Here is a 23,495-nt window from a genome sequence, read left to right as displayed (position 1 = left end):
TATCTCGACGCGTCCACTGATTCTGAGATCGACCATGTGGAGAAGTGGCCTGCCATACGTGCTGCCGTGCTAGACCTTTGCATCAATGAATATCACTCCGTTGTGTGCTTTCTGATGCGGTGCGGAGCAAGTAGGGACGACGCCGAAGATGCGACACAGGAAGTTTTTCTGCAGGCATGGGTCTTGGCACAGCGTCCAGGAGCATGGGAGAAAATACAAGACCCCCGCGGATGGATCCGTGCAGTCGCGCTAAATCTCTACCGTCGACCGCCAGGACCAAGAAAACTACTACCTACATCTCCGCTAACTGACCTTTCGGACGTGCCGGTAGTCGAACTCGACCATGCAGAGTTGACGGTCCAGACAAAATTCGTTCTACAACTACTGCAGGGCTTAGAGTGGGATGCCCAAGCGGTAATGGCGTTCCACTTGGACGGCTTTCCGACTGCCGCGATCGCTCGTCATCTGTGCGTGAGCGATCAGAAGGTACGAGATCTTCTAAAGAAGGCACGTAGAAACCTGACTGCCCGCCTCGTTCAGGCTAAAGAGGAGAAAGGGGTAGTGGGTCGATGAGCAGTTCCGAGCGGAAAGATCCCGCCCGTCAGCTGACCGACGAGGAACTGGACGCCATCCTGCTAGACGCAGATGCTGAACTGCTAGAATTCGTTCGGTGCACGACTAGCCCAACTGGTCTTCTGACTGAGATCATGGCCAGCAATGAGGCAGGCAAGAAGGACCTTCCCCGAGGCGGATGGCCGAAGCCGGCTGACATCTCGGAACCAGATCACGCGATCACAGTGATCATGACTCGCGATCTCGCCCATGATGTCGCCCGCGATATCGACCTTGCCCGTGAAATCGCCACCGGGCTAGATCATGGTCGTGAATGGGATGACGGTCTCGACCTTGCTCATATTCTCGATCTCGCTCTCGACCATGCCCGCGCCCTCACCCGCGCCCTCGCTTCAAAAGGCCCTAATGCTGGGGATCTGTGGCGTGCAGTTGGCTTAGCGGCAAGGCTCACTGCTGCCATCGATCGCGAACGGGATCACGCTCGCGTCTTCGCCCATGCCTCCGGCCTCGCTGCAAGCCTCGCGAGCATTAAGGTTGATAGCTTGATCGAGCACTTAAATTCCATAGAGGTCTACGTGAGCGATACTGACCTGTCTTTTTTGGATTTGAATGATATCGATGTGCTCAATGGTGTCGTATGGACTCAGTTTACAATCTGGCCTCCTAGCTTAATCGAGGAGATTCGTAGGCGCTCGCATGAGATTGGTCCCGGCCTTTATCAGATTGGATGGCGAAGCGAGGACCCTGCCCCGCTGACGCTTGTGTAGAAGTTGACCGCAGGGCGGAGGTGTCCAATTCGAACACCGATTTCCTCGGGTGCTGAGGTGGAGTGGGGGCCAGTCGGTCAGGGGTCTCGGTCAGACTGCACCCCTCAGTATGATGGGAAGGGTCGGGATCATTCCGGTAAGACGGCGAATGCGCTTGCCGGCCTGAAGAAACGTGGACAAGGTTATTTCGGGTATGTTCCGGGTGTGGCCGCCTGGGGCTGCATCCAGTGGTCTCCGGCTGCATCCTCGGCGATAGGCCGATCATAAGAAAACCCGAGGCTGGGAGAGGGGCGCGCCCTGAGGGATTCGAACCCCCGACCGTCGGATTAGAAGTCCGATGCTCTATCCAGCTGAGCTAAGGGCGCCAGTTTTTTGGGGATGACCTGCAAGGTTGGTTACCTTGGCCTAAGGTAGCATAGCCGCACACCGATGAAACAGCATCGGATTTGGAGCTTTCCCCATGGGTAGATCCCCACTCCTGCGAGACCTGGTCCCGTCGTGGCAGCTGGCACTCGAAGGTGAGAAGCTCGCACCCGGCACGATCACGAGCTACCTCCACTCAGCGCGTCTCCTGATCGAGTACCTGGACAAGCATGACATGCCCGGGCAGCTGGAAAAGATCCGTGCTCAGCACGTGCGGGCCTTCTTCTCCGCCCGCCTGCACGGCTGCTGGCTCGACGACGGGCAGACCCGGCCGTGTCCCTGTGGCGAGACGCGGTCACGTAGCGCCGGTGACGCCCACAAGCACTTCCGCAACCTCCGTGTCCTGTTCAAGTGGCTGGTCGACGAGGACGAGCTCGACGCCTCGCCGATGGCCGGAGTCGCCGCGCCGGCCGTCGTGACCCGGCCCGTCGAGCCCCTCACCGAGGACGAACTGCGGCTCATGCTCAAGACGTGCTCGGGCACCGCCTTCAAGGATCGGCGCGATACGGCGATCATGCGGGTGCTGCTCGACAACGGCATGCGCGGATCCGGACTGGCCGGGCTGCGCTACCACCCCGACGACCCCGAACTGTCCGACGTGTTCCTGTCCCAGCATGTCCTGCGCATCCGCCTCAAGGGCGGGCGGACACACCTGGCTCCCATCGGCCGGAAGACCGCCGCGGCGATCGACCGTTATCTCCGTGCGCGGGCGCGGCACGGTCACGCCGGCAGCCCGTGGCTGTGGCTGCCCGAGCGCGGCCGTACGGCGGCCGGCGGGGACCGGCGGCTCACGACGACCGGCATTCTGCAGATGCTGAAACGCCGGGCCGACGAGGCCGGCATCCCCGGTGTCCACACGCACCGCTTCCGTACGACGATGGCGACGTCCTTCCTGGACGCGGGCGGCGATCCACTCGATCTGATGCGCGTGGGGGGCTGGAACTCCCTGGCGATGGTCCAGCGGTACACCGCGGCCACGGCGGAGCGCCGGGCACGCGAGGCGCACGCCCGGCTCTCGCCGGGCGACCGGATCTGACGGAGGAGCGGGCGAACCGCCCGGGGCACACGCGGCCCTTGACGCCCGGTTGGGAGAACACGGAGGTCGCCGCGTCGTTCGTGGTGGTGACATGACGTTCACTCGATCGGCCGCTGTTCGACCCGTGGGTACCGTGAAGACGCTGCCCTGCGGAAGTGGAGGTGTGATGTCTACCTTCTGGGACCTCAAGCACCGGCTGGCCGAAGCGATCAACGCTCACGACATACCGGGAATCCTTTCCTGCTACAGCCCGGACGCCGTATACGTGGCACCGTCGGGTATGGCCGAGGGACATGACCAGATCGCGTGGATATATGAGCAGTTCTTCACGGGGTTCCCGGACTTTCACGCGATGGCCTGGTTCGAGCTCGGCGACTGCGACAACCCGGCCGTCACCGAGTGGACCTATACCGGCACTCACACGGGACCTCTCCTCCTGCCTGACGGGCAGGAGATAGGCGGCACGGGTCACCGCGTCACGCTCCGCGCCACCTGCTCGTCCTTCGTCGAGCGCGACAAGATCCAGACGCATCGTGAGTACTTCGATCAGCTGGAGCTCTACAGCCAGCTCGGCTTCGGGTTGACGAGGCTCCGACCCGGCGCGCGCGACCATTCCGCCGAGAAGCACGGGCCGCCACGGACGGAAGAAATCCGGCGGCTTTCCCCTCGCAACGGAAATGTGGTGGTTAAACTGCGTCGGCATGGCCGTACGTGAGATCCCACTCGTCGGAGACGTCTCCGAGGGACTCGTACGGGTAGGGGCGACGGTACGGCGGCCGATGCGGCCCTCGTCGCCGTCCGTCCACGCGCTGTTGCGGCATCTGGAGGCCGCCGGGTTCGACCGGGCGCCCCGGTTCCTCGGGATCGACGAGCGGGGCAGGGCGATCCTCACCTACATCGAGGGCATGGTGCCCGCGCGCCCGCTTCCGGCGTACGCGGTGAGCGAGGCGGCGCTGACCGCGCTGGCCCTGCTGCTGCGGCGCCTGCACGATGCGGCGGCGTCGTTCGGCCCGCCTCCCGGCGCGACCTGGGAGGAAGGCTCGGAGCCCGAGGGCTCGCCCGAACTCGTGGGCCACTGCGACGTGACCCCGGCCAACGTGGTCTTCCGTGACCGGCCCGGCGCGGGGCCCGTGCCGTACGCGCTGATCGACTTCGACATGGCCAGGCCGACGACGCGGTTGTTCGACGTGGTGACGACGCTGCGGCACTGGGCTCCGCTCGCCGACCCGGTCGACCGGGACCCCGCGCAGCGGTCCCTGGACGCCGCGGCCCGGGTGCGGCTGTTCTGCGACGCGTACGGCCTGCCGGCGCACGACCGGCTGAGGCTGGTGGAGACGGCGCGGACGCGGTTCGGCCGGTCGTACGCGCTGATGCGGGACCGGGCCCGCACGCGGGGCGGCGGCTGGGCGCGCATGTGGGCCGACGGCGCGGGCGGCCGGATCAGGCGCGCCGCCGCCTGGCTGGACGCCAACGAGGAGGCGCTCCAGGACCACCTCCTCGGCGACGCGGAGATCCCGGGTCCGGCCGCCGAACCAGCGTCCTGAGCGCGCCCCACACGCCCGCGTCCTGACCGCCCCAGATGCCCGCGTCCTGAGCGCACCCCGCACACCCGCGTCCTGAACCGCGCCCGGATGCCCGCGTCCTGAAGGCCCCGCACGACGAGGCCCGCCACCCGGCCGCGCGACACACCACCTCGCCGTTCACACCGAGGATCACTCCGGAAGCACGCCGGCCCTGACCCCCGCGCCCCGGCGGGGGCGGAGCGCGAGGGCTGCGGAAGAATGCGTGCGTGATCCGGATCATGGACGGTGCCACGGCGGCGGGGCTGCTGGCCGGGACGGCGATCGACGCCCTCCTCGGCGACCCCCGGCGGGGTCACCCGGTGGCGGTGTTCGGCAGCCGGGCCGCCGCCCTCGAAAAGCTCATATATCGGGATTCGCGGGTGGCGGGGGTCGCTTACACGACCATCTGCGTCGGGGCCGCGACGGCCATCGGAGTGATCGCGGACCGGGCGACCCGGACGAGCCCGGTCGCGCGGGCCGCCGTCACCGCCGCCGCCACCTGGGCGGTCCTCGGCGGCACGACCCTCGCGAAGGAGGGCGCGCTGATGGCCCGCTCGCTGGAGGACGGCGACCTGGCCGCCGCCCGCGCCCGCCTTCCGCACCTGTGCGGGCGCGACCCGTCCGGTCTCGACGCCGCCGAACTGGCGCGGGGCACCGTCGAGTCGATCGCGGAGAACACCTCGGACGCCGTCGTCGCGCCGCTCGTGTGGGGCGCCGTCCTCGGCGTGCCCGGCCTGCTCGGCTACCGCGCGGTGAACACGCTCGACGCGATGGTGGGCCACCGGTCGCCGCGCTACGCGCGGTTCGGCTGGGCCTCGGCCCGGCTGGACGACGTGGCCAACTACCTGCCCGCCCGGCTGACCGCGCTGCTCACCACCGGTCTCGCCGGTCTGGTGGGCGGCTCCCCGCGCCGCGCGGCCGCCGTGCTCCGACGGGACGGGCACCGCCACCCCAGCCCCAACTCCGGGCACTGCGAGGCCGCCTTCGCCGGCGCCCTCGGCGTACGGCTCGGCGGGGCGAACGACTACGGTGGCAGGGTGGAGCACCGCCCGGAGCTGGGCGACGGTCCCCGCCCCGCCGTCGCCGACATCCCCCGGTCCGTACGGCTGGCGCGCGCGGTGTCGTACGCCTCGGCAGGCCTGGCCGTCGCCGCGCGCCTGGCCCGCGCACGGGCCGGTCGAAGGGGCCGGCGATGACGCTGCTCGTCCTGCTGCTGGTCTTCGCGGTCGTCTTCAGCGTCGCGGTCGCGGTGATCGTGGTCGCCGTGCTGGCGGTGCGCGCGTCGCGGCGGCCCGCGCCGCCGCCACCACGCGACCGGAATGATCCGTCCCAGGATTGGTAGGTTCGATCGCATGGGCGGAGAAAGCGGAGACAACCGCATCCTGCTGGTCTTCGACGGCGACTGCGCCTTCTGTCAGACGTGCGTGAACGCCGGGCACCGGTTCCTGCCCTACATGCCCGCCGTACGGGCGTGGCAGGGTCTCGACCTCGGCGCGGCGGGGCTGACCCGCGAGGAGGTCATGACGTCCGTGCAGCTCCTGGGCCCGGGAGGGCTGCGTGCGCACGGCGCGCGGGCCATCGGGGTGATGCTCGCGGTGCAGCCGCACGCCGCTTGGCGCGCGCTCGGCCGCGTGCTGCTCGCGCCTCCGGTGAGCTGGGCGGCCGAGGCGGGCTACCAGCTGGTGTCGCGCTACCGCCACCTCCTGCCCGGCTCCACGACCTGTGGCGTGCCGCACGTCTGACCGTCCTCTGATCGGCGTCGTTGCCGAAGCCGGGAAGGGACGAGATCGCCAGGTGTCCGGAAGAGGGCATACCCCGGCGCCGGGCCGGAGGTCCACCATTGCGGCATGACAGCAGTGGTGGAGACCGAAGGACTGACGAAGTTCTACGGTACGAGACGGGGCCTGGAGGATCTCACCCTCGACATCCGTCCGGGTGAGGTGTTCGGCTACCTGGGCCCGAACGGCGCCGGGAAGACGACGACGATCCGGCTGCTCCTGGACGTGATCCGGCCGACGTCGGGCCGGGCCACGGTCTTCGGCGCGAGCACCAGGGACCCGCGGGTCCGCGCCCGGATCGGTTACCTGCCCGGCGAGCTGGCGCTGGAGGGCGGGGAACGGGCCCGCGACTACCTGCGGTTCCTCGCGGGCGTACGCGGAGGGGTGAGCCGGGGCAGGATCGACGACCTGGCCGAGCGGCTGGACGCCGACCTGTCGGTCAGGATGGGCCGGCTCTCCAAGGGCAACAAGCAGAAGGTCGGGCTCATCCAGGCGTTCATGCACGAGCCCGAGCTGCTCATCCTGGACGAGCCGACGAGCGGCCTCGACCCGCTGGTGCAGCAGGAGTTCCTGGCGATGGTCCGGGAGGCGCGGACGGCGGGCCGCACGATCCTCATGTCGTCGCACGTGCTCGCCGAGGTGGAGCACGTCGCCGACCGGGTGGGCATCGTCCGCGCCGGGCGCCTCGTCGCGGTCGAGGACATCGCCGCGCTGCGCGAGCGGGCCGTACGGCACGTGGAGCTCCACTTCGACGCGCCGGTCCCCAGGGAGGACTTCGAAGGGCTCCCCGGCGTACGGGACGTGACCGTGCAGGGCGCGAGCCTGCGGTGCACGATCGACGGCCGGCCCGACGCGCTGGTCAAGGCGGCGGCCCGCCACACGGTCGTCCACCTGGTCAGCGCGGAGCCGGACCTGGAGGAGATCTTCCTGACCTACTACAGCGAGGAGGAGGCCCGGCATGCCCACGCTGGTGCGTAAGACCCTGGGGGAGTACCGCCGCGCCCTCATCGGGTGGACGGTCGGGCTGTGCGCGTTCCTCGGGATGTACATCTCGATCTACGCGAGCATGATGAAGGACCCCGACACGTTCACCAAGCAGGCGATCGCCAAGTATCCCGGCGCGCTCCGGGACCTGATGGGCGGCTTGTCCGACATCGCGACCGGCACCGGCTACCTGCAGGCGATCGCCTACCAGTTGCTGGGCCCGCTGCTGTTCACCATGTGCGCCGTGATCCTCGGCAACCGGGCCCTGGCCGGCCCCGAAGAGGCCAAGACGCTGGAGCTCACGCTGACGCTGCCGATCGACCGCCGGCGGCTGCTCCTGGAGCGCTGGTCGGCCCTGGCGCTCGGCCTGCTCGGCGTGGCGCTGGTGACGCTGGTGGTCGCCGCCGGGGCCTCGTCCGCCGCCGGCATGGGCGTGCCGTTCGGCCGCATACTCGCCGCCCACACGGGACTGTTCCTGCTCGTGCTGTTCTTCGGGACGCTCACCCTGTGCGTCGGAGCGGCGTTCGGCCGCAAGCAGGTCGCGCTCGCCGTGGCCGGGGTCTGGGGCGTCGCCGGGTACATCGTGGAGACCATGGGCCGGAGCGTCGACGCCCTCGCCTGGCTGCGCTGGCTCACGCCCGTCCACTACTACCTCGATGGCCGCCCCCTTTACCAGGGCTGGCCGTACGGGGACTACCTTGTCCTGCTGGGCGCGACGGCCGTGCTGCTCATGACGGCGCTGCTCGCCTTCGAACGGCGCGACGTAGGGGTCTGATGGACAGCGTTCTCGCTCGCGTGAGCGAGGCGACCGGGGTGCCCGCCGACCTGCTCGGCGGGTTCCTGTCGGTCCTGGCGGCGTCGGCCGCCACCGGCAGGCTGCCCGGCCGCGCCGACATGGACGACCTGCGCGAGTGCGGCGCCCTCGCCGCCGAGCGCGGCATCCCCCTGCGCGTGCTCGCCGACGCCTGCCTGCACGCCGCCGAGATGACCTCCGGTGGCGCCTTCGGCGCCGTACGACGGGGCATTTCCGCCTACATCGACGGATACGAGGAGGCGCAGCGTGCCGCCGTACGGCGGGAGGAGGAGGCGCGCCGCCTGTTCATCGACGACCTGCTGCAGGGCCGGGCCGACGCGGAACGCGCCGAGCACTTCGGCCTGCGTCTGGCCGGCGCGTACGCCGTGAGCGTGGCCAAGCCGGGCACGCCGCTGGAGGCGGGCGACCCGCTGGCCGGGAAGATCGAGCAGGCGCTCGTCGCCAGGTTCGGCTCGCACAACATCCTGGTCGCCGCCCGCGACGGCCTGCTGGTGTGCGCCTTCCCGGCCGGGCTGACCGCGGCGAGCGGGGAGTTCACCCACCACGTGCGGTCCGCGCTCACGACGTGGCGGGTGGGGATCGGCCGCCCGCACCAGGGGCCGGGCGGGATCGTCACCTCCTACCGGGAGGCGGCGGGCGCGATCGACCTCGGCGAGCGGCTCGGCCTGCGGGCCCAGGTGCTGAAGGCGGCCGACCTGCTGGTCTTCCCGGTGCTGCTGCGGGACAGGGACGCGATCGTGGACCTGGTCTCCACCGTGCTCGGCCCGCTGACCTCCGCCCGGGGCGGGCCGGAGCCGCTGCTGGAGACGCTGGAGGCGGTCTTCGCCGCGCAGGGCAACCACACCGCCGCGGCGCGCAGGCTCGGCGTCAGCACGCGGGCGATCACCTACCGGCTGGAGCGGATCCGGAGGCTGACCGGCTTCTCGCCCAGCGACCCCACGCAGCGCTTCACCCTGGAGACGGCCGTGCTCGGCGCCCGCCTCCTGGAGTGGCCCGCCCACCCGCTGAGCTGATCGGAGCGGACGGCCGGGGGCCGCCACTTTCAACGTATAGGGCATGGGGGGACTTGCGGCAAGACCCCGGTGACGGCGCAGAATCGGGGGCCGTGAGCCGGGCCGGTCCAGGCCCGACGCCGTCCGTAAGCATGGACGCGCTCGCGTTTGCCGTGCGGCCGTTCGGCCGTCACCCATGCCCTCACAGAGTCGTCACAGGGGAGTGCCATGCGCGTGCTTCTGTCCACCATCGGAACCCGCGGGGACGTCCAGCCCATGGTGGCGCTGGCCCTGGCGTTGCGGGACCTCGGGCAGGAGGCGCGCCTGTGCGTGCCGCCCGACTTCCGCGAGTGGATCGAGGGGCTCGGCTTCCCCGTCGTGCCGATCGGTCCCGAGTTGCGGCAGACCGCGTCGGCTGCCCCTCGTGTTCAGGCCCCGCCCACGCCCGAGCAGCGCCGGCGGATGCTCGACGGCACGGTCGCCGTCCAGTTCGCCACGATCCCGGCGGCGGCCGAGGGCTGCGACGTCGTCGTGGCGGGCGGAGCCCTGTCGATCGCCGCGCACTCGGTGGCGGAGCGGATGGGGCTCGGCTACGTCTACGCGAGCTACTGCCCGGTCACCCTGCCGTCCCCGCACCACGCGCCGGTGCCCGTCTGGGGGCAGGCGCCGCCGGACGGAACGGCGGGCAACGCCGCGCTCTGGGACGAGGACGCGCGGCGCTGGAACGACAGCGTCGGCGCCGCGCTGAACTCCCACCGGGCCTCGATGGGCCTGGCTCCGGTCGCCGACGCGCGACGGCACATGTTCACCGACCGGCCCTGGCTGGCCGCCGACCCGGCGCTCGGGCCCTGGCCCGATCCCGCCGGACAAGAAGTGGTGCAGACGGGCGCCTGGGTCCTGCCGGACCGGCGCCCGCTGCCTCCGGAACTCGAGAAGTTCCTCGACGACGGCGAACCGCCCGTCTGCGTCGGCTTCGGCAGCATCCGGGCTCCCCAGGGCGTCGCCCAGGCGGCCGTCGACGCGGCCCGCGCGCTCGGACGCCGCGTGATCGTGATGCGCGGCTGGGCCGGCCTGTCCCCGGAGGACGACGGTCCCGACTGCCTCTCGATCGGCGAGGTCAACCAGCGGGCGCTCTTTCCCCGGGTCGCGGCCGTCGTCCACCACGGCGGCGCGGGCACCACGACCACCGCGGCGCTCGCCGGGGCGCCACAGGTCGTCGTGCCGCAGCAGTACGACCAGCACTACTGGGCGCGGCGCGTCGGCGATCTCGGCATCGGGGCGGCGCACCCGCCCGCCGCGCCTACCGCCGGGTCGCTGACGGCGGCTCTCGGCGAGGTCCTCCGGCCCGGCGTGCGGGACCGGGCCGAAGCCGTCGCGGGCGAGGTGCGCGACGACGGTGCCATGGTCGCCGCGCGGCGTCTGATCGGCACACCGGCCGGAGAAGCGCCGCCGCGGTAGAGGAGCGCCCCCCGGGGTCAGGGGACCAGCAGCAGCTTGCCGGTCGTACGGCGGCCTTCGAGGTCGTCGTGCGCCCGGCGGGCCTCGGCCAGCGGGTAGCGCTCGGAGACGCGCACCTTCAGTGCGCCGGAGGCGACCCAGCCGAGCACGTCGTCCGCCCGGGACAGCAACTCCTCCCGGGTGGCCGTGTAGTGCCCGAGTGTGGGCCGGGTGAGGAACAGCGAACCGCCCGCGTTGAGCCGCTGGGGGTCGAAGGACGGGACCGGCCCGCTGGCCGCGCCGTACAGCGCCATCATGCCGCGCGGGCGGAGCGACGCGAGCGACCCCTCGAAGGTTGCGGCCCCCACCCCGTCGTAGACGACGTGCACGCCCGAGCCGGTGATCTCCCTGACGGCCTCCGGGAAGTCCTCGTAGCCGATGACGTCGTCGGCGCCGGCCTGCCGGGCGAGCTTCTCCTTCTCGGCGCTGGAGACCGTGCCGATCACGCGGGCGCCGCGCAGCTTGGCCATCTGCACCAGCAGCAGGCCCATGCCGCCCGCCGCGGCGTGGACGAGCACGTCGTCACCCGTGCGGACCGCGTACGTGGAGTGGGTCAGGTAGTGCGCGGTGAGCCCCTGGAGCAGCACCGCCGCCGCGAGGTCGGGGGCCAGCCCGTCGGGCAGCCGGACCACCTTGTCCGCCGGGATGAGGGCCTTCGTCGCGTACGCGCCGACCACGCTGGCCGAGACGACGCGGTCGCCGGGCACGACGTCGGTGACGTCCGGGCCCACGGCCGTGACCGTCCCGGCCGCCTCGGATCCGGGGACCAGCGGGAGCGGCAGCGGGTAGCGCCCCTCACGGTGGTAGACGTCGATGAAGTTGACCCCGGCCGCCGCCACCTCGATCAGCACCTCACCCGGGCCGGGCACCGGGTCGGGCCGCTCGGCGTACTCCAGCACCGAGGAATCACCGTACGCGGAGACGACGATGGCACGCATGCGCAACTCCTGTCTGAGGCCTCTTCTGATCTTCCTCAACCCGCCGGCCCCCGCCCGTTGTTCCCGGTCCGGTACGGCGGGCCTCAGAAGCCCGTCAAAGTGATCTTGCCGATCGCGGTGCCCGATTCGAGGATCCGGTGGGCCTCGCGCAGGTTGGCGGCGTTCACCGGGCCGAGGTCCCGGTTGGCGGTGGTGGTGAGGACCCCGGCGTCGACGAGCCGCGCGACCCGGTCGAGGATGCGGTGCTGGTTCACCTGGTCCCGGGTCTGGAACAGCGAGTGGGTGAACATCAGCTCCCAGTGGAACGCGATGCTCTTCGGCTTGAGCACGCCGATGTCGAGGGAGTCGTGGTCGTCGATGGCGACGATCCGGCCGAAGGGGGTGAGCGCCTCGGCGTAGGCCGCGAGGTTGCGGTCGGTGCCGGTCGTGCTGAAGACGTGGGTCACGCCGTCCGGCGCGACCTCGGCCAGCTGCTTCGCCAGCGGCCCGCGGTGGTCCACGACGTGGTGGGCGCCCATCCGGCGGGCGAACTCCACCGTCTCGGGCCGGGAGGCCGTGCCGATCACGGTCAGCCCGGTCAGGGCGCGAGCGAGCTGCACGACGACGGAGCCGACGCCGCCCGCGGCCGCGGTCACCAGCAGCGTCCCGGTCTGATCGAGCGCGTCGCCGCGCAGGCCCAGGCGTTCGAACAGGCCCTCCCAGGCCGTGAGGGAGGTCAGCGGCAGCGCGGCGGCCTCGGTGAAGGAGAGCGTGGCGGGCTTGTGCCCCACGATGCGCTCGTCGACGACGTGGAAGAGGGAGTTCGCGCCGGGCCGGTCGATCGCGCCGGCGTAGTAGACCTCGTCGCCGGCCTCGAACAGCTCCACCTCGCCGCCCACGGCGACCACGGTGCCGGCGGCGTCCCAGCCGAGCACCTTGGGCTCGCCGCCCGGATCGCTGTTCCGCCGCACCTTGTAGTCCACCGGGTTCACGGCGACGGCCTCGACCCGGACCAGCAGGTCGCGCGGGCCGGGTTCGGGCACCGGCAGCTCGACGTCCAGGAGGCTTTCGGGGTCGTCGACGGGAAGGCTGCGCCGGTAGGCGACGGCGGGCATGGTCCCGTTCCGGTTCTCGGTCATGTCTGTCCCCTCGCTCATGATGGAGATTCCGCCGGTCGCACGGCCCGGCGGCGTGACCGGCACGGTATCCGCCGGTGCCTGGTTACCCGCAAGGGACACGAGTATCCGTCGGGAAACCATCGAGGTGAGAGCAGCCTATGCCCCTGGAGGAACCCGCCCCGAGACCAGGCGGCGCAGCATCGGCAGGTCGACGCTCTCCAGCGTCGGCACGGCCGGCACGCCGTCCGGCGGCGCCGGGCCGACCGCGATGACGGCGCACCCGGCCGACCGGGCCGAGGCGACGCCGGCCGGGCTGTCCTCGATCACCACGCACGCTGCCGGGTCGGCCCCGAGCCGCGCGGCGGCGGCCAGGTACGGATCGGGCGCGGGCTTGTTCCTGGCGCCGTCTCCGGCGGCCACCGACAGCCGGAAGCGATGCCTGCCGACGGTCTCGAGCACCAGGTCCACGACCGGCCGGGGGGACGCGCTGACCAGCCCGGCCGGGATCCCGGCCGCGCGCAGCGCCTCCAGCAGCGCGGCCGCGCCGGGGAGCATGGTCACCCCGCCCTCGATCCGCCGGATGAAGGCGCCGGTCAGCATGGCCTCGACGGCGCTCCGCCCCGGACCACCGTTCACCCGGCCGAGGACGTGCGCCGCGGCGTCCTCGACCGGCAGGCCGAACAGCGCCTCCCGGTCGGCCTCCCCGAGAGGGGAGCCCAGGCCGTCCGCGACCTCCGTACAGGCGTCCCACCACAGGCCCTCGGTGTCCACGAGCGTGCCGTCCATGTCGAACAGCACCGCCGCCAGATGGTCACCGGACGACATCGGGTTCGGGGACCGCCGCCGTGACTCCGATCTCCGTACGGGCCGACACGAGCACGGGCCGTTCGACCAGGCGGACCCGTACGGCGGTGCCGGGCGCCAGGCGCGCGGAGTCGTGGCCGGGGACGTCGGCGAGCACCTCGGCGCCGTCGCCCAGCCGGACCCGCAGGCGGGCGGTGGAACCGCGGAAGGAGGAGACCGTCACCACCCCCTCCCCTTCGCCGTCGGGGGTGACCAGCACGGCCTCGGGCCGGACGAGCACGTCGGCCTCGGGCCCGGCGGGCCGGGGGCCCTCCACCGGCAGCGTCTGGCCGAGCACCGTCACCCGGTCGCCCGACAACAGGCCGGGCAGGTGGTTCATCGCGCCGACGAACTCGGCGACGAACGGGGTCGCCGGCCGGTCGTACAGGATGGCGGGGGCGGCGACCTGCTCCAGGCGGCCGTCGCGCAGTACGGCGACCCGGTCGGCCATCGAGAGCGCCTCCTCCTGGTCGTGCGTCACGAAGATCGTCGTGATGCCGAGAGAGAGCTGGAGGCGGCGGATCTCCTCGCGCAGCGTGACGCGCACCTTGGCGTCGAGCGCCGACAGCGGCTCGTCCAGCAGCAGCACCCGGGGTTCGAGCGCGAGCGCGCGGGCCAGCGCCACCCGCTGCTGCTGGCCGCCGGACAGCTGGTGGGGATACCGGCCGCCCACGTCGGGCAGGCCGACCAGCTCCAGCAGTTCCTGCGCGCGGGCGTGCCGCCGGGCGGCCGGCGCCTTGCGCACCCGCATGCCGAAGCCGACGTTGTCGCGGGCGTTGAGGTTGGGGAAGAGCGAGTAGGACTGGAAGACCATCCCGGCGTCGCGGCGGTTGGCCGGCACCCGGGTGATGTCGGCGCCGTCCACCAGCACCTCGCCCTCGTCGGGCCGCTCGAAGCCGGCCAGGCAGCGCAGCGCGGTGGTCTTGCCGCACCCGGACGGGCCGAGCAGCGCGATCAGCTCGCCGGGCTCCACCGTCAGGTCGAGCCCGTCCAGCGCCACCGTGCCGCCGAACCTCCGGCGCAGCCCGCGGAACTCCACCCGGGCGCCGTTCATGATCCGCTCCTTTGCCGTGCGCCGGCTGACGACAGGGCGAGCAGCAGCAGCCAGGTGATCAGCAGGCTGAACACGGAGACGGCCACCGACACCTGGGCGTGCGCGCCGGAGATCGTGTAGATCCAGACGGGGAAGGTCTGGAAGGAGAGCAGCCGGGCGATGGTGAACTCCCCGAGCACCAGCGCCAGCGTGAGGAAGGACGCGCCGGCCATCGCCGACCGCATGTTGGGGATGATCACCCGCAGCAGCACGTGGGGCCACGACGCGCCGAGGTTCCTGGCCGCCTCCGACAGCGTGCGCACGTCGATCGCCCCGAGGCCCGCGTCGAGCGAGCGGTAGGCGAACGGCAGCGCCAGCACGACGTAGGCGAGCACCAGCACGACCGGGAAGCCGGGGTCCTGCACCGCGATGATCGTCTGGTAGAAGGGCGTGCTCGCGAGGTAGTCGGGCCCCCATCGCAGCACCGTGCTGATCCCGGCCACGAACGTGATCGGGGGCACGACCAGCGGCAGTGTGCAGACCACCTCCAGCACCGGCCGCCACCGCGGCGCGCCGAGCCGTACGGCCACGACGGCGGGCAGCGTCAGCAGCAGCACGATCACGATCGTCGCCGCCCCGAGCCCGAGCGACAGCAGCAGGCTCCCGGCGAAGCCCTCGGCCGAGAAGATCTCCCCGTACGCGTCGAGCGAGAAGCCCTGGTCCGGCACCTTCACCGTGAAGACGAACGACGCGATCAGCGGGACGAGGAAGTACACGGCGGCGAGGAGGAGGACCACGCCGCGCCAGACCCGGGGACGGCGCGGACGGCCGCCGCGACCGGGCGCCGCTTCGAGGGCGGCGGGCGTGGTGACCTGGGGAGTCAGCGGAGCCATCGGGCGCTCCTTCGCCGCAGTGGGAGGTAGACGGCCATCACCAGGCCCGCGACCACGATCATGTCGAGGCTGAGGGCCAGCGCGACGTTCTCGTGCCCGATGAGGACGTTGCCGGTGAGGGCGTCGGCGATCTTGAGGGTGACCAGCGGGACGCTGGAGCCCACCATGGCCTGGGCCGTCGCGTAGGCCGCGAACGCGCCGCCGAACAGCAGCACGACCCCGCCGAGCAGCGCCGGGGTCAGCACCGGGACGCCGACGTACCGCCAGAACTGCCAGGTGCTCGCGCCGTTGTTCTGCGCGGCCTCGCGCCACTGCGGGCGCAGCCCGTCGAGGGCGGGCACGACCGTGAGCACCATGAGCGGGATGGAGAAGTAGAGGTAGACCAGGGTGAGGCCCCAGAAGTTGTACAGGCTCCACCCGTGGTCGCCGAGGCCCAGGGTCGTGGTCACGACGCCCGAGTTGCCGAGCGTGGCGATCCAGGCGAAGGCCAGCGGCACGCCGCCGAAGTTGGCCAGCACGCCGGAGGCGGTCAGCACCCCCTCCCGCAGGGCCCGGAACCGGGAGGTCACCACGGCCTGGGCGAGGAACGTGCCGAGCACCCCGCCCAGCACCGCCACGAGCGCCGAGATCTCCACGCTCCCGATCAGCGAGGTGAGGTACGCCCCCTGGAGCGACTCGGTGAGGTTGGCGGCACTGGGCGTGCCCTCCCTGGTGAACGTGCCGCCGAGGAGGACCAGCATCGGCACGCCGAAGACGATGACGACGAAGACCAGCAGCGGCAGGACCGCCCACCCGCTCTTCGACCCCGTACGGCTGTCGCCCACGACGTCAGCCGGAGACCGCCGCGCCCCACCCGCTCGCCAGGACCTCCTTGGCCTTGTTGACCTGGTCCGGCGTGGGGAAGGCGGGGGTGCCCTCGACCTTGGGAAGCTGGGCGACCAGGGCCGCGTCCGCGCTGCCGTCCTGCTGCATGGAGGGCAGCAGCACCGGCCGGGCGTAGCCCTTCAGCCACAGGTTCTGGCCCTCGGCGCTGTAGAGGAACTCCTGCCACAGGCGGGCGGCGGCGGGGTGCGGCGCCCACTTGTTGATCGCCTGGGCGTAGAAGTTCGCGTACCGGCCGTCGGAGGGGATGGCGATCTTCCAGTCCACGCCCTTGGACGCGAACTCCTTGGCGTAGCTCGCCTGCAGGTAGTCCCAGTCGATGGTGATCGGGGTCTCGCCCTTCTCGACGGTGGCGGGAGTGGCCTCGACGGGGGTGAAGTTGCCGTTCTGCTTGAGCTTTTTGAAGAAGTCGATGCCGGGCTGGATGTCGTCGAAGGAGCCCTGGTTGGCCAGGGAGGCGGCGTACACGCCGGCGAACGCCGCGCCGGCCTTGGTCGGGTCGCCGTTCAGCGCGACCTTGCCCTTGTACTCGGGCTTGAGCAGGTCGGCGAACGTCTCCGGGCAGGTCTTGACCCGCTTGGCGTCGCAGCCGATGGAGATGTAGCCGCCGTAGTCGTAGGACCAGGCGCCGCCGGGCTCCTTCTGCCCGTCGGGGATCTTGTCCCAGCTCTGCACCTTGTACGGCGCGAACAGGCCCTCCTGCGCGCCGCTCAGCGCGAAGGCGCTGCCGAGGTCGAGCACGTCGGGGGCGCGGCCCTGGCCCTTCAGGGTCTTGACCGCGTTGATCTCGTCCTGGCTGGAGCCGTCCGGGTTGTCGTTGGTGACCTTGATGCCGTACTTCGCCTCGAACGCCTTGATGATCTCGCCGTAGTTCGCCCAGTCGGGCGGCAGCGCGATGGTGTTGAGCTGCCCCTCCTTCTTGGCGGCGTCGACGAGCTTGTCCAGGCCGCCGAGGTCCTGGGCCGAGGTAGCGGAGGCGGCCTTGGAGTCACCGGACCCCGAAGCGCCGCCGGCGGTCGTGGGGGCGGCCCCGCAGGCCGCGATCACCGATGTGGTCATTGCGAGCGCGGCCACGAGACCGGCGGTGCGTGCGGACAAGAGTCCCTCCCATAGGGTTCGTGCAACGAACGTAGGCGAACTTGTACAAACAAGCCAGACCAAGTACGTCGCACATCGATGTCGGTCGCGTGAACGGGAGGGCTCGACACGATGGCCCGTTATGAACAGATCGCCGGTGACCTGCGGGACGCCATCGTGCGGGGGGATTATCCGATCGGCGGCCGGCTCCCCTCGGAGGCCGATCTGGCCCTGCGCCACTCCGCCTCGCGGGGGACCGTACGCCAGGCGGTCGCCCTGCTTGCCGCCGAAGGGCTGGTCGGATCCCGGCAGGGCGCCCGGCGCATCGTGCTGGGCAGCGAGCGCAGCCAGAGCTTCACCGAACTGCACAGCTTCGCCCAGTGGGCGCGGTCCATGGGTTACCGCGCCAGCGGGAGCGTGCTGTCCTCCCGCCGCCGCCCGTGCGCGCCCGACGAGGCCGTACGGCTGTCGGTGGAGCCGGGGGAGGAGGTGCTCGACGTGCGGCGGCTGCGCCACCTCGACGGCGAGCCCGTGCTGGTCGAGCACACCGTCTACGCGGGCTGGATCGCCCCCGCCGTCGAGAGGCTCGACCCGGAGTGCGAGTCGGTGACCCAGGAGCTGTACGACTCGGTCGGCCTGGTCTTCGCGTACGGCGAGCACCTGATCGACGCGGTGGCGGCCGGGGCCGGGGAAGCCCGGCTGCTCGGCGTCCGCCGCGGCAGCCCCCTGTTGCGCCAGCGCCGGACCACCACCAGCCAGGAGGGCCGGCCCGTCGAATGGTCCGACGACCGCTACCGCGCCGGCAGCGTCACTTTCAGCATCCGCAACTCCACCGCCGCCAACCCCCTCGGCCGCCGCGCCGGCGAGCCCGGCTGACGGCCGTCACGAAGCTGCTGTCACGAAGCTGCCGTCACGAAGCGGCCGCGAGGCGCCGGTTCCGCGTCTCGTAGGCGAGGGCGCCGGCGACCACGAGGGCGACCACGACGCCGTAGACCAGCGACGTTCCCCGCAGGCCCTGCGTGGTGATGGCCAGCCCGGCGACCAGAGCCGGGATGCTGAAGGCCAGGTAGCTGACCACGTAGATCGCCGAGATCAGCGCGGCCCGCTCGTGCGGCGCCGCGAGCTGGCTGACCATCCGGAAGGCGCCCAGGTAGGCCGGCCCCCATCCGACGCCGGCGACGACCGCGGCCGCGACGAAGACGCTCAGCGAGGACGACGCCACGGCGACCACCAGCAGGATCGTGCCGAGGAGGAGCAGCAGCGTGCCCTCCCGCTGCATGCGCTCCGGGGTGTGCCGCCTGAGCAGCACGGACGCCAGCGCCGAGGATGCGGCGAGCGCACCGAGCGTGACGCCGATCGCCGCGTGGTTGCGCTCGGCGAAGACCGTGGCGAGCAGCGAGCCCCCGACGGAGAAGATCAGCCCGCCGAGCATCCAGGTGGAGATCAGGACGGGGGCCGCGCGCAGGAACGCGCGCCTGGCCGGCGCGGGGACGGACACCTTCGGGAGCAGCGCGGCCACGGCGCCGGGCGTCCGCGTGACCGTCTCCGGAAGCACCGCCGTCGCGGCGGCGAGGACGGCGAACGCCGCGGTCAGGACCACGAAGATCAGCCGGGTCGGGTGCGGGGCGTACTGGATCAGGACGCCGCTCCCGATCGTGCCGAGGCCGAGACCTCCGGTGGCCGCCGCGCCGTTGACGAGCGAGCCCAGCCGCGAGCCGTCGTCCGGCTGCAGGTCGAGCAGGTACGCGCCGACCACGCCGACGGCCGCGCCGGTCGCCAGGCCCTGGACGACACGGGCGGCGAAGAGGGCGGCGACGCCGTGCGCGCCGAGGAAGACGGCCATCGCGGCCGCCTCGACGACCAGCGCCGCGGCGAGTACCGGGCGGCGGCCGAGGAAGTCGGAGAGCCGTCCCACGGTGAGCAGGCTGACCAGCAGCGCCAGCACGTAGACGGAAAAGATCGCCGTCAGTGTGAGGGCGTTGAAGCCGAACTCGGCCTGGTACACGGGGTAGAGGGGGCTCGGCGCGCTCGACGCGGCCAGCAGGATGGCGGTGGTGCCCGCCACCAGCCAGAAGGCCGCGGCGCGCGGCAGCACCGGAAAGCGGCGGCGTTCCGGCGCCGGGCTGTCGAGGGAGGACCGTGATCCGTGCAGCAGACTTGTCATCGTGGGCTCCAACCTGCCTACTGTTCGATTTCTATCGAACCGTTGGAACCACACCGTCACGCCGATAGTTCCAAGAAGGTCGAACTGTGAGCAACGCCACAACGCGCCGGCTCCCGCATCCCGAGCTGAAGGACGTCGAGCTTCCCGCCGTCCTGTTCGCGCTCAGCGACCCGGCCCGGCTCGACCTCGTACGGCAGCTCGCGGCGCAGGGGCCGCTGACGGTGGCGCAGTGCCAGGCGACGGAGCCCGGCGTGCCCAAGTCGACCTTCTCCCACCACCTGAAGACGCTGCGCGAGGCCGGGCTGATCCGCAACGATCCGGCCGGCCGGCAGCGGATCGTCACGCTGCGCAAGGCGGAGGTCGACGCGCGCTTCCCGGCGCTGCTGGACGCCGTCCTGTCGTCGGCCCCCGCACATCGCCCCGCGTAGGTCAGGTGGCCCCTCCGCCCGGCCCCGCGAGGCGCGGAACGCGAGGGTGGAACTAACGCGACAGCTCGAAGAACTCCGCGACCAGGTCGGCGGTGTTCACGTCCTGGCTGGTCCTGCCGAGAACGGCCGGCGCTCTGCGGGGGCCGGGGATGGTGTGCCCGCCGCCGTGCACCGTGAGCAGCGTCACCGGCGGCCGGCCCTGCTGCCGGTAGTCCGTGCGCTCGGCGGACGTCCCGTCGGCCGAGCCCGCCCGCTTCGGCAGCGTCCTGCTGACCGGCCTGCCGGTGATGCCGTTGCGGGCCGCGAAGTAGGCCGCGGTCTCCGGTATCGACAGGCTCCGCCCGCCGATCTTGAACAGCTTCCGCGCCCACCAGCTCAGCTCGCCGCCCGCGTAGCCGATGATCGGGTCCTTCGTGCCGTGGACCAGCAGCACCGGCATCGGCACGGAGGGCGCGCCCGCCACCAGGAAGTTCTCCGGCGCCGGCATCGTCGCCGCGAGCACCGCCGCCCCCGCGATCAGCTCCGGCGCCTCGTGGGCCAGGCGCATCACCATCTGCCCGCCGTTGGAGTAACCGATCGCGAACACCCGTCCCGGGTCGATCCGGTGGCTCGCCACCAGCTTCTCTGTCACCGCCCGGGTGAAGCCGACGTCGTCGATGTTCTCTTTTCGGGCCGGGAACCGGCTCTCCCGGCGCCCGTCGTTCCAATTCCCCTTGTGACCGTCCAGGTACACGACCACCGCCGCGCCGCCGTCCGCCAGTGCGTCGAACGCCTTCCCGGTGAACCTCCGGTGCTTCGCCCCGGTCTGCCGTGACCCGTGGAAGACGAGAACCAGAGCACGCGAAGGCCTGCCGTCCGCCGGCCCCACCACCGTGTACGTACGCGGCCTGCCGCCCACCTCGACGCTGTCCCGCATCACCGTCTGTCCCTTCCCGTTCATCCGAAGAAGCCGATGAGGGTGCGGGCGGTCCACTCCGGGGCCTCCTCGGGCAGGAAGTGTCCCGCGCCGGGCGCGACCACCCCGGTCACGTCGGCGGCGACCTTCCGCATGACCTGCTCGACCGCCTCGCCCGAGGCCCGCTCGCCGCCCGCGGCCAGCACCGGGATGGTCAGCGGCCCGGCCGCCGCCCACGCGGCGATCTGCGCCGCTCCCTCTCCCGCCCGGTAGAACTCGAAGCTCGCGTGCAGCGCCGCCGGATCGCGCAGCGCCTCGACGTACACCTCCACCGCGTGCGGCGGGATCGCGTCAGGCGTGGCGGCCTTCGAGGCGAACTGGTGCCCGAAGTAGATCTCCTCCCGCCCGGCCACCATCCGCTCGTTGACGTCCCGGAGCCGGTTGAAGGCGAAGTGCCAGAGGTACTCGTTCAGCGCCGGTTCCATCAGCAGTGGCGGCACCGGGGAGAGCCCCGGCAGGATCGCCTCCGCGACGGCGAGCCGGGTGACCCGGTCGCCATGGGCTGCGGCGAGCGCGTACCCGACGATCATGCCGAGGTCGTGGCCGGCCACGGCGAAGCGCTCATGGCCGAGGCCGGTCATCAGGGCGGCCATGTCCCCGGCGAGGGTGGCCGTGTCGTAGCCGGTGGCGGGCTTGTCGCTGGCTCCGACCCCGCGTACGTCGGCGGCGACGACCGTGAAGTGCTCGGCGAGGGCGGGCATCACCAGGCGCCAGCCGTACCAGAACTGCGGCCACGCGGGGAGCAGCAGCAGCGCCGGGCCGTTCCCGCCGGTCACGGCGTGCAGGGCGAGCCCGTCCACGTCGACGGTACGGCTGGTGAAGGTGCCGGTGAAGCCGTCCGGCAGGTGCGGAACATCGGACACGGTGAAAGGCACAGAGATCTCCCAGGGGGAATGGTCGCAAAAGCGGATGACTCATCCGTTTCACTGTACACAATCCGGATGAGTCATCCGGTTATGCTTGGGGGCATGTCCACCGCCCCGCTCCGCAAGGACGCCGCCCGCAACTGGCAACGCATCGTCGAGGTGGGCCGCCGGCTCGTGGACGAGGGAACGCCGATCCAGCTCAACGACGTGGCGCGGGCCGCCTCGGTCGGGGTGGCCACGGTCTACCGGCACTTCCCCACACCGGAGGCGCTGCTCGAAACCGTCGCCACCCCCGGGCTCGAAGCCCTGGCCGCGCACGCCGAGCGGGCGCTCTCCGGCGGCGACCCCTGGGCGGCGCTGCGCGACTTCCTGTTCGCGGCCGCCGACGCCCAGATCACCGACGCGTCGATCTCCCCGGTGTTCGCCGCGCCGGTGAACGTCCTCCCGCATGTCGGCGACCTGAAGGAACGGCTCGCCGTACTGTTCGGGAGGCTTCTCGAAAGGGCACACGCGGCCGGCGTGATCGACCCGGGCGTGACCCAGGCCGACGTGCTGCCGCTGATGTGCGGGGTGGCCTTCGCGGCGACCGTCCACCCGGCCACCGGCACCGAGGACCGCGCGGCGACGGCCCGCCGCTACCTCACCTTCCTCCTCGAAGGTCTCCGCACCCGCGCATGATCAGCCCTGTCCAGATCATCCGAGGAGGAGCAGGGGGCCGACGCGCCCGGTGTCTTCCACGGGGATCTGGCAGAGGAACGGGTTTACGACGAGGCGCGGTGGCGCACGTGGACCGAGGACGGTGTCAAGGTGGCCGCGTTCGACGCCGGCGTGCCGGTCGGTGTCGCCGCGGGACGTACCCCGACAGAACGGACCGGGGCCGTGGAACTCTTCGGCATGTGGGTGCGTCCCGAGGCCAGAGGCGGCCGGATCGCCGAGCGCCTCGCACTGGAAGTGGTCGCCTGGGCCCGGGAGGCAGGGCGCTCCCAGGTGGAGCTGTGGGTCGTCTGCGGCAACGATTCCGCCGAACGGGTGTGCCGGCGGCTCGGATTCGAGCGCACGGGCGCGTACGAAGTCCATCCGCACGACCCGGACCTGCGCAAGTACGTCATGACCAGAGGAACCGGCGAACGGTAAAGCCTGATCCGACCCGTGGCACGCATGGGACGGTGGCGACGTCGGCAATGCTGCCTTTGGCGTGTCGTGAGGCGATCATCATGAGCAAGCAGACCGCGATCGGAACGAAGGTCCAGCCGCGCTTCCAGTGCCGCTTGGCGCCCTCCTATTCCGAGCGGGCCGCACGCCGGAGGCGACGCGATGAATTATCAGAAGAATCCGTACAAGTGATCCGTCGAGCCGGTGAGGCTGGGTCGGGCGTACTGATTCCTGGAAAGGCCGACTCCGGTGGCTCGTGAAGCCAGGGCGAGGGCGCTTGGGACGAGGTCGCCGCTTGCATCGAAGAGATCGAGTGCGCGCACGTCGTCAAGGAACCGGTCGGGGTCGTCGCCCTCGCGGAAGCGGTAACTGAAAAGACTGAAGGTGGTGATCAGCCTGTTGTTCACCTCGAATGTGAACTCCGCATCCTTGATGTCCACCTGCACGGTGGCCGCCTTCGTGCGCGCTGACAAAGGGTCGTGCTGCCTGCCGTTTCCGGTTGCCCATCCGGTTTCGGCGAGGACGGTGCCTCCCGTGGCCTCGTACGCCGCGATGGTGAACTCGCCGGACGTGTCAGGGGTCACGCCGAACCGTCGCAGGGCCTCATCGGGGGAGAGGCTGGCGACGAAGTTGATACACAAGGTGGTGGTGCCGACTCCGTCGGTCCATCGGTCACGCAACCAGGCGTAGTCGGCTGCGGTCGCACCGCCCATCTTCCCTCCCTTGATCCGACCGGTCGCC

At 71.3% G+C, this 23,495-nt stretch carries 26 protein-coding genes and 1 tRNA gene; 15 read left to right on the top strand and 12 right to left on the bottom strand.

Annotated elements, in window-relative coordinates; translation table 11 throughout:
- Window positions 1–569: 569 nt before the first annotated feature.
- The gene (locus HHX37_RS14650) at window positions 570–1,340 is read left to right on the top strand and encodes a hypothetical protein (protein WP_182885745.1); all 771 of its coding nucleotides are present in this window, start codon (window positions 570–572) and stop codon (window positions 1,338–1,340) included.
- 291 nt (window positions 1,341–1,631) lie between these two features.
- On the opposite strand, the gene HHX37_RS14645 is transcribed toward HHX37_RS14650, so the two are convergent.
- Window positions 1,632–1,705: transfer RNA gene (locus HHX37_RS14645), tRNA-Arg, on the bottom strand.
- A gap of 95 nt (window positions 1,706–1,800) precedes the next feature.
- Here HHX37_RS14645 and HHX37_RS14640 point away from each other — a divergent pair.
- The 10 genes from HHX37_RS14640 to HHX37_RS14595 all read left to right on the top strand — a co-directional run bounded on the left by HHX37_RS14640 (window position 1,801) and on the right by HHX37_RS14595 (window position 10,387).
- Window positions 1,801–2,799: a tyrosine-type recombinase/integrase gene (locus tag HHX37_RS14640; protein WP_182881581.1), complete on the top strand. Its 999-nt coding sequence runs from the start codon at window positions 1,801–1,803 to the stop codon at window positions 2,797–2,799.
- Window positions 2,800–2,965: 166 nt separating this feature from the next.
- Window positions 2,966–3,514, top strand: a complete 549-nt coding sequence (locus HHX37_RS14635) for an ester cyclase (protein ID WP_182885744.1) — start codon at window positions 2,966–2,968, stop codon at window positions 3,512–3,514.
- Window positions 3,501–4,343: a phosphotransferase gene (locus HHX37_RS14630; RefSeq protein ID WP_182885743.1), complete on the top strand. Its 843-nt coding sequence runs from the start codon at window positions 3,501–3,503 to the stop codon at window positions 4,341–4,343. The genes HHX37_RS14635 and HHX37_RS14630 overlap by 14 nt, the downstream gene beginning before the upstream one ends.
- 257 nt (window positions 4,344–4,600) lie before the next feature.
- Window positions 4,601–5,557 carry a cobalamin biosynthesis protein gene (locus HHX37_RS14625; protein ID WP_182885973.1) on the top strand — a complete coding sequence of 319 codons (957 nt, stop codon included), beginning with the start codon at window positions 4,601–4,603 and terminating at the stop codon, window positions 5,555–5,557.
- On the top strand, window positions 5,554–5,703 hold the full coding sequence (locus HHX37_RS14620) for a hypothetical protein (RefSeq protein WP_165900685.1): 150 nt from the start codon (window positions 5,554–5,556) through the stop codon (window positions 5,701–5,703). Before HHX37_RS14625 ends, HHX37_RS14620 begins: the two co-directional genes overlap by 4 nt.
- A gap of 10 nt (window positions 5,704–5,713) precedes the next feature.
- Complete coding sequence (locus tag HHX37_RS14615) at window positions 5,714–6,103, top strand: thiol-disulfide oxidoreductase DCC family protein (RefSeq protein ID WP_182885742.1); 390 nt, start codon at window positions 5,714–5,716, stop codon at window positions 6,101–6,103.
- A gap of 105 nt (window positions 6,104–6,208) precedes the next feature.
- Entirely contained in the window at window positions 6,209–7,117 is a 909-nt protein-coding gene (locus tag HHX37_RS14610; protein WP_111700868.1) for an ABC transporter ATP-binding protein, read from the top strand.
- Complete coding sequence (locus HHX37_RS14605; RefSeq protein ID WP_182881585.1) at window positions 7,098–7,898, top strand: ABC transporter permease subunit; 801 nt, start codon at window positions 7,098–7,100, stop codon at window positions 7,896–7,898. Before HHX37_RS14610 ends, HHX37_RS14605 begins: the two co-directional genes overlap by 20 nt.
- Window positions 7,899–7,918: 20 nt before the next feature.
- On the top strand, window positions 7,919–8,950 hold the full coding sequence (locus tag HHX37_RS14600) for a PucR family transcriptional regulator (protein ID WP_310740373.1): 1,032 nt from the start codon (window positions 7,919–7,921) through the stop codon (window positions 8,948–8,950).
- Window positions 8,951–9,157: 207 nt separating this feature from the next.
- Complete coding sequence (locus HHX37_RS14595; RefSeq protein ID WP_182885740.1) at window positions 9,158–10,387, top strand: glycosyltransferase; 1,230 nt, start codon at window positions 9,158–9,160, stop codon at window positions 10,385–10,387.
- A 17-nt stretch (window positions 10,388–10,404) separates the two neighbouring features.
- On the opposite strand, the gene HHX37_RS14590 is transcribed toward HHX37_RS14595, so the two are convergent.
- The 7 genes from HHX37_RS14590 to HHX37_RS14560 form a co-directional block, all read right to left on the bottom strand.
- Window positions 10,405–11,364 (bottom strand): quinone oxidoreductase family protein, encoded by a 960-nt coding sequence (locus HHX37_RS14590; RefSeq protein WP_182885739.1) that lies wholly within the window; start codon window positions 11,362–11,364, stop codon window positions 10,405–10,407.
- 83 nt (window positions 11,365–11,447) lie between these two features.
- Complete coding sequence (locus HHX37_RS14585; RefSeq protein WP_220499251.1) at window positions 11,448–12,482, bottom strand: zinc-binding alcohol dehydrogenase family protein; 1,035 nt, start codon at window positions 12,480–12,482, stop codon at window positions 11,448–11,450.
- Between the two features lie 135 nt (window positions 12,483–12,617).
- The gene (locus HHX37_RS14580; RefSeq protein ID WP_182885738.1) at window positions 12,618–13,286 is read right to left on the bottom strand and encodes an HAD family hydrolase; all 669 of its coding nucleotides are present in this window, start codon (window positions 13,284–13,286) and stop codon (window positions 12,618–12,620) included.
- Window positions 13,273–14,358, bottom strand: a complete 1,086-nt coding sequence (locus HHX37_RS14575) for an ABC transporter ATP-binding protein (protein ID WP_182885737.1) — start codon at window positions 14,356–14,358, stop codon at window positions 13,273–13,275. The genes HHX37_RS14580 and HHX37_RS14575 overlap by 14 nt, the downstream gene beginning before the upstream one ends.
- A complete protein-coding gene (locus HHX37_RS14570) occupies window positions 14,355–15,230 on the bottom strand; it encodes an ABC transporter permease (RefSeq protein WP_220502885.1) in 876 nt (291 codons plus the stop codon). The genes HHX37_RS14575 and HHX37_RS14570 overlap by 4 nt, the downstream gene beginning before the upstream one ends.
- Window positions 15,218–16,054: an ABC transporter permease gene (locus tag HHX37_RS14565; RefSeq protein WP_182873743.1), complete on the bottom strand. Its 837-nt coding sequence runs from the start codon at window positions 16,052–16,054 to the stop codon at window positions 15,218–15,220. The genes HHX37_RS14570 and HHX37_RS14565 overlap by 13 nt, the downstream gene beginning before the upstream one ends.
- Before the next feature lie 4 nt (window positions 16,055–16,058).
- Window positions 16,059–17,210, bottom strand: a complete 1,152-nt coding sequence (locus HHX37_RS14560; RefSeq protein ID WP_259406461.1) for an ABC transporter substrate-binding protein — start codon at window positions 17,208–17,210, stop codon at window positions 16,059–16,061.
- Between the two features lie 111 nt (window positions 17,211–17,321).
- Here HHX37_RS14560 and HHX37_RS14555 point away from each other — a divergent pair, with 111 nt between their 5' ends.
- Window positions 17,322–18,065 carry a GntR family transcriptional regulator gene (locus tag HHX37_RS14555; protein WP_182885736.1) on the top strand — a complete coding sequence of 248 codons (744 nt, stop codon included), beginning with the start codon at window positions 17,322–17,324 and terminating at the stop codon, window positions 18,063–18,065.
- A gap of 34 nt (window positions 18,066–18,099) precedes the next feature.
- Here HHX37_RS14555 and HHX37_RS14550 read toward each other — a convergent pair whose 3' ends face one another.
- Window positions 18,100–19,353: an MFS transporter gene (locus HHX37_RS14550; RefSeq protein WP_220502884.1), complete on the bottom strand. Its 1,254-nt coding sequence runs from the start codon at window positions 19,351–19,353 to the stop codon at window positions 18,100–18,102.
- An 86-nt stretch (window positions 19,354–19,439) separates the two neighbouring features.
- On the opposite strand from HHX37_RS14550, the gene HHX37_RS14545 reads away from it, so the two are divergent.
- Window positions 19,440–19,781 (top strand): ArsR/SmtB family transcription factor, encoded by a 342-nt coding sequence (locus tag HHX37_RS14545; protein WP_182881593.1) that lies wholly within the window; start codon window positions 19,440–19,442, stop codon window positions 19,779–19,781.
- A gap of 52 nt (window positions 19,782–19,833) precedes the next feature.
- Here HHX37_RS14545 and HHX37_RS14540 read toward each other — a convergent pair whose 3' ends face one another.
- Together HHX37_RS14540 and HHX37_RS14535 are read right to left on the bottom strand one after the other, a co-directional pair.
- Entirely contained in the window at window positions 19,834–20,721 is an 888-nt protein-coding gene (locus HHX37_RS14540; protein ID WP_220502883.1) for an alpha/beta hydrolase family esterase, read from the bottom strand.
- Window positions 20,718–21,611: an alpha/beta fold hydrolase gene (locus HHX37_RS14535; RefSeq protein ID WP_182885734.1), complete on the bottom strand. Its 894-nt coding sequence runs from the start codon at window positions 21,609–21,611 to the stop codon at window positions 20,718–20,720. The genes HHX37_RS14540 and HHX37_RS14535 overlap by 4 nt, the downstream gene beginning before the upstream one ends.
- A 93-nt stretch (window positions 21,612–21,704) precedes the next feature.
- On the opposite strand from HHX37_RS14535, the gene HHX37_RS14530 reads away from it, so the two are divergent.
- The gene (locus HHX37_RS14530; protein WP_182885733.1) at window positions 21,705–22,280 is read left to right on the top strand and encodes a TetR/AcrR family transcriptional regulator; all 576 of its coding nucleotides are present in this window, start codon (window positions 21,705–21,707) and stop codon (window positions 22,278–22,280) included.
- 6 nt (window positions 22,281–22,286) lie between these two features.
- Entirely contained in the window at window positions 22,287–22,736 is a 450-nt protein-coding gene (locus HHX37_RS14525; protein ID WP_182885970.1) for a GNAT family N-acetyltransferase, read from the top strand.
- A 188-nt stretch (window positions 22,737–22,924) separates the two neighbouring features.
- Here the strand turns inward: HHX37_RS14525 and HHX37_RS14520 are convergent, their stop codons facing one another.
- Complete coding sequence (locus HHX37_RS14520) at window positions 22,925–23,467, bottom strand: DUF6461 domain-containing protein (protein WP_182885732.1); 543 nt, start codon at window positions 23,465–23,467, stop codon at window positions 22,925–22,927.
- Window positions 23,468–23,495: the final 28 nt, after the last annotated feature.

Origin of the sequence: Microbispora sp. H10885 (assembly GCF_014161415.1) — a bacterium.
Classification (GTDB): Bacteria; Actinomycetota; Actinomycetes; order Streptosporangiales; family Streptosporangiaceae; genus Microbispora; species Microbispora triticiradicis.
This window is presented reverse-complemented; position numbering and strand designations above follow the sequence as displayed.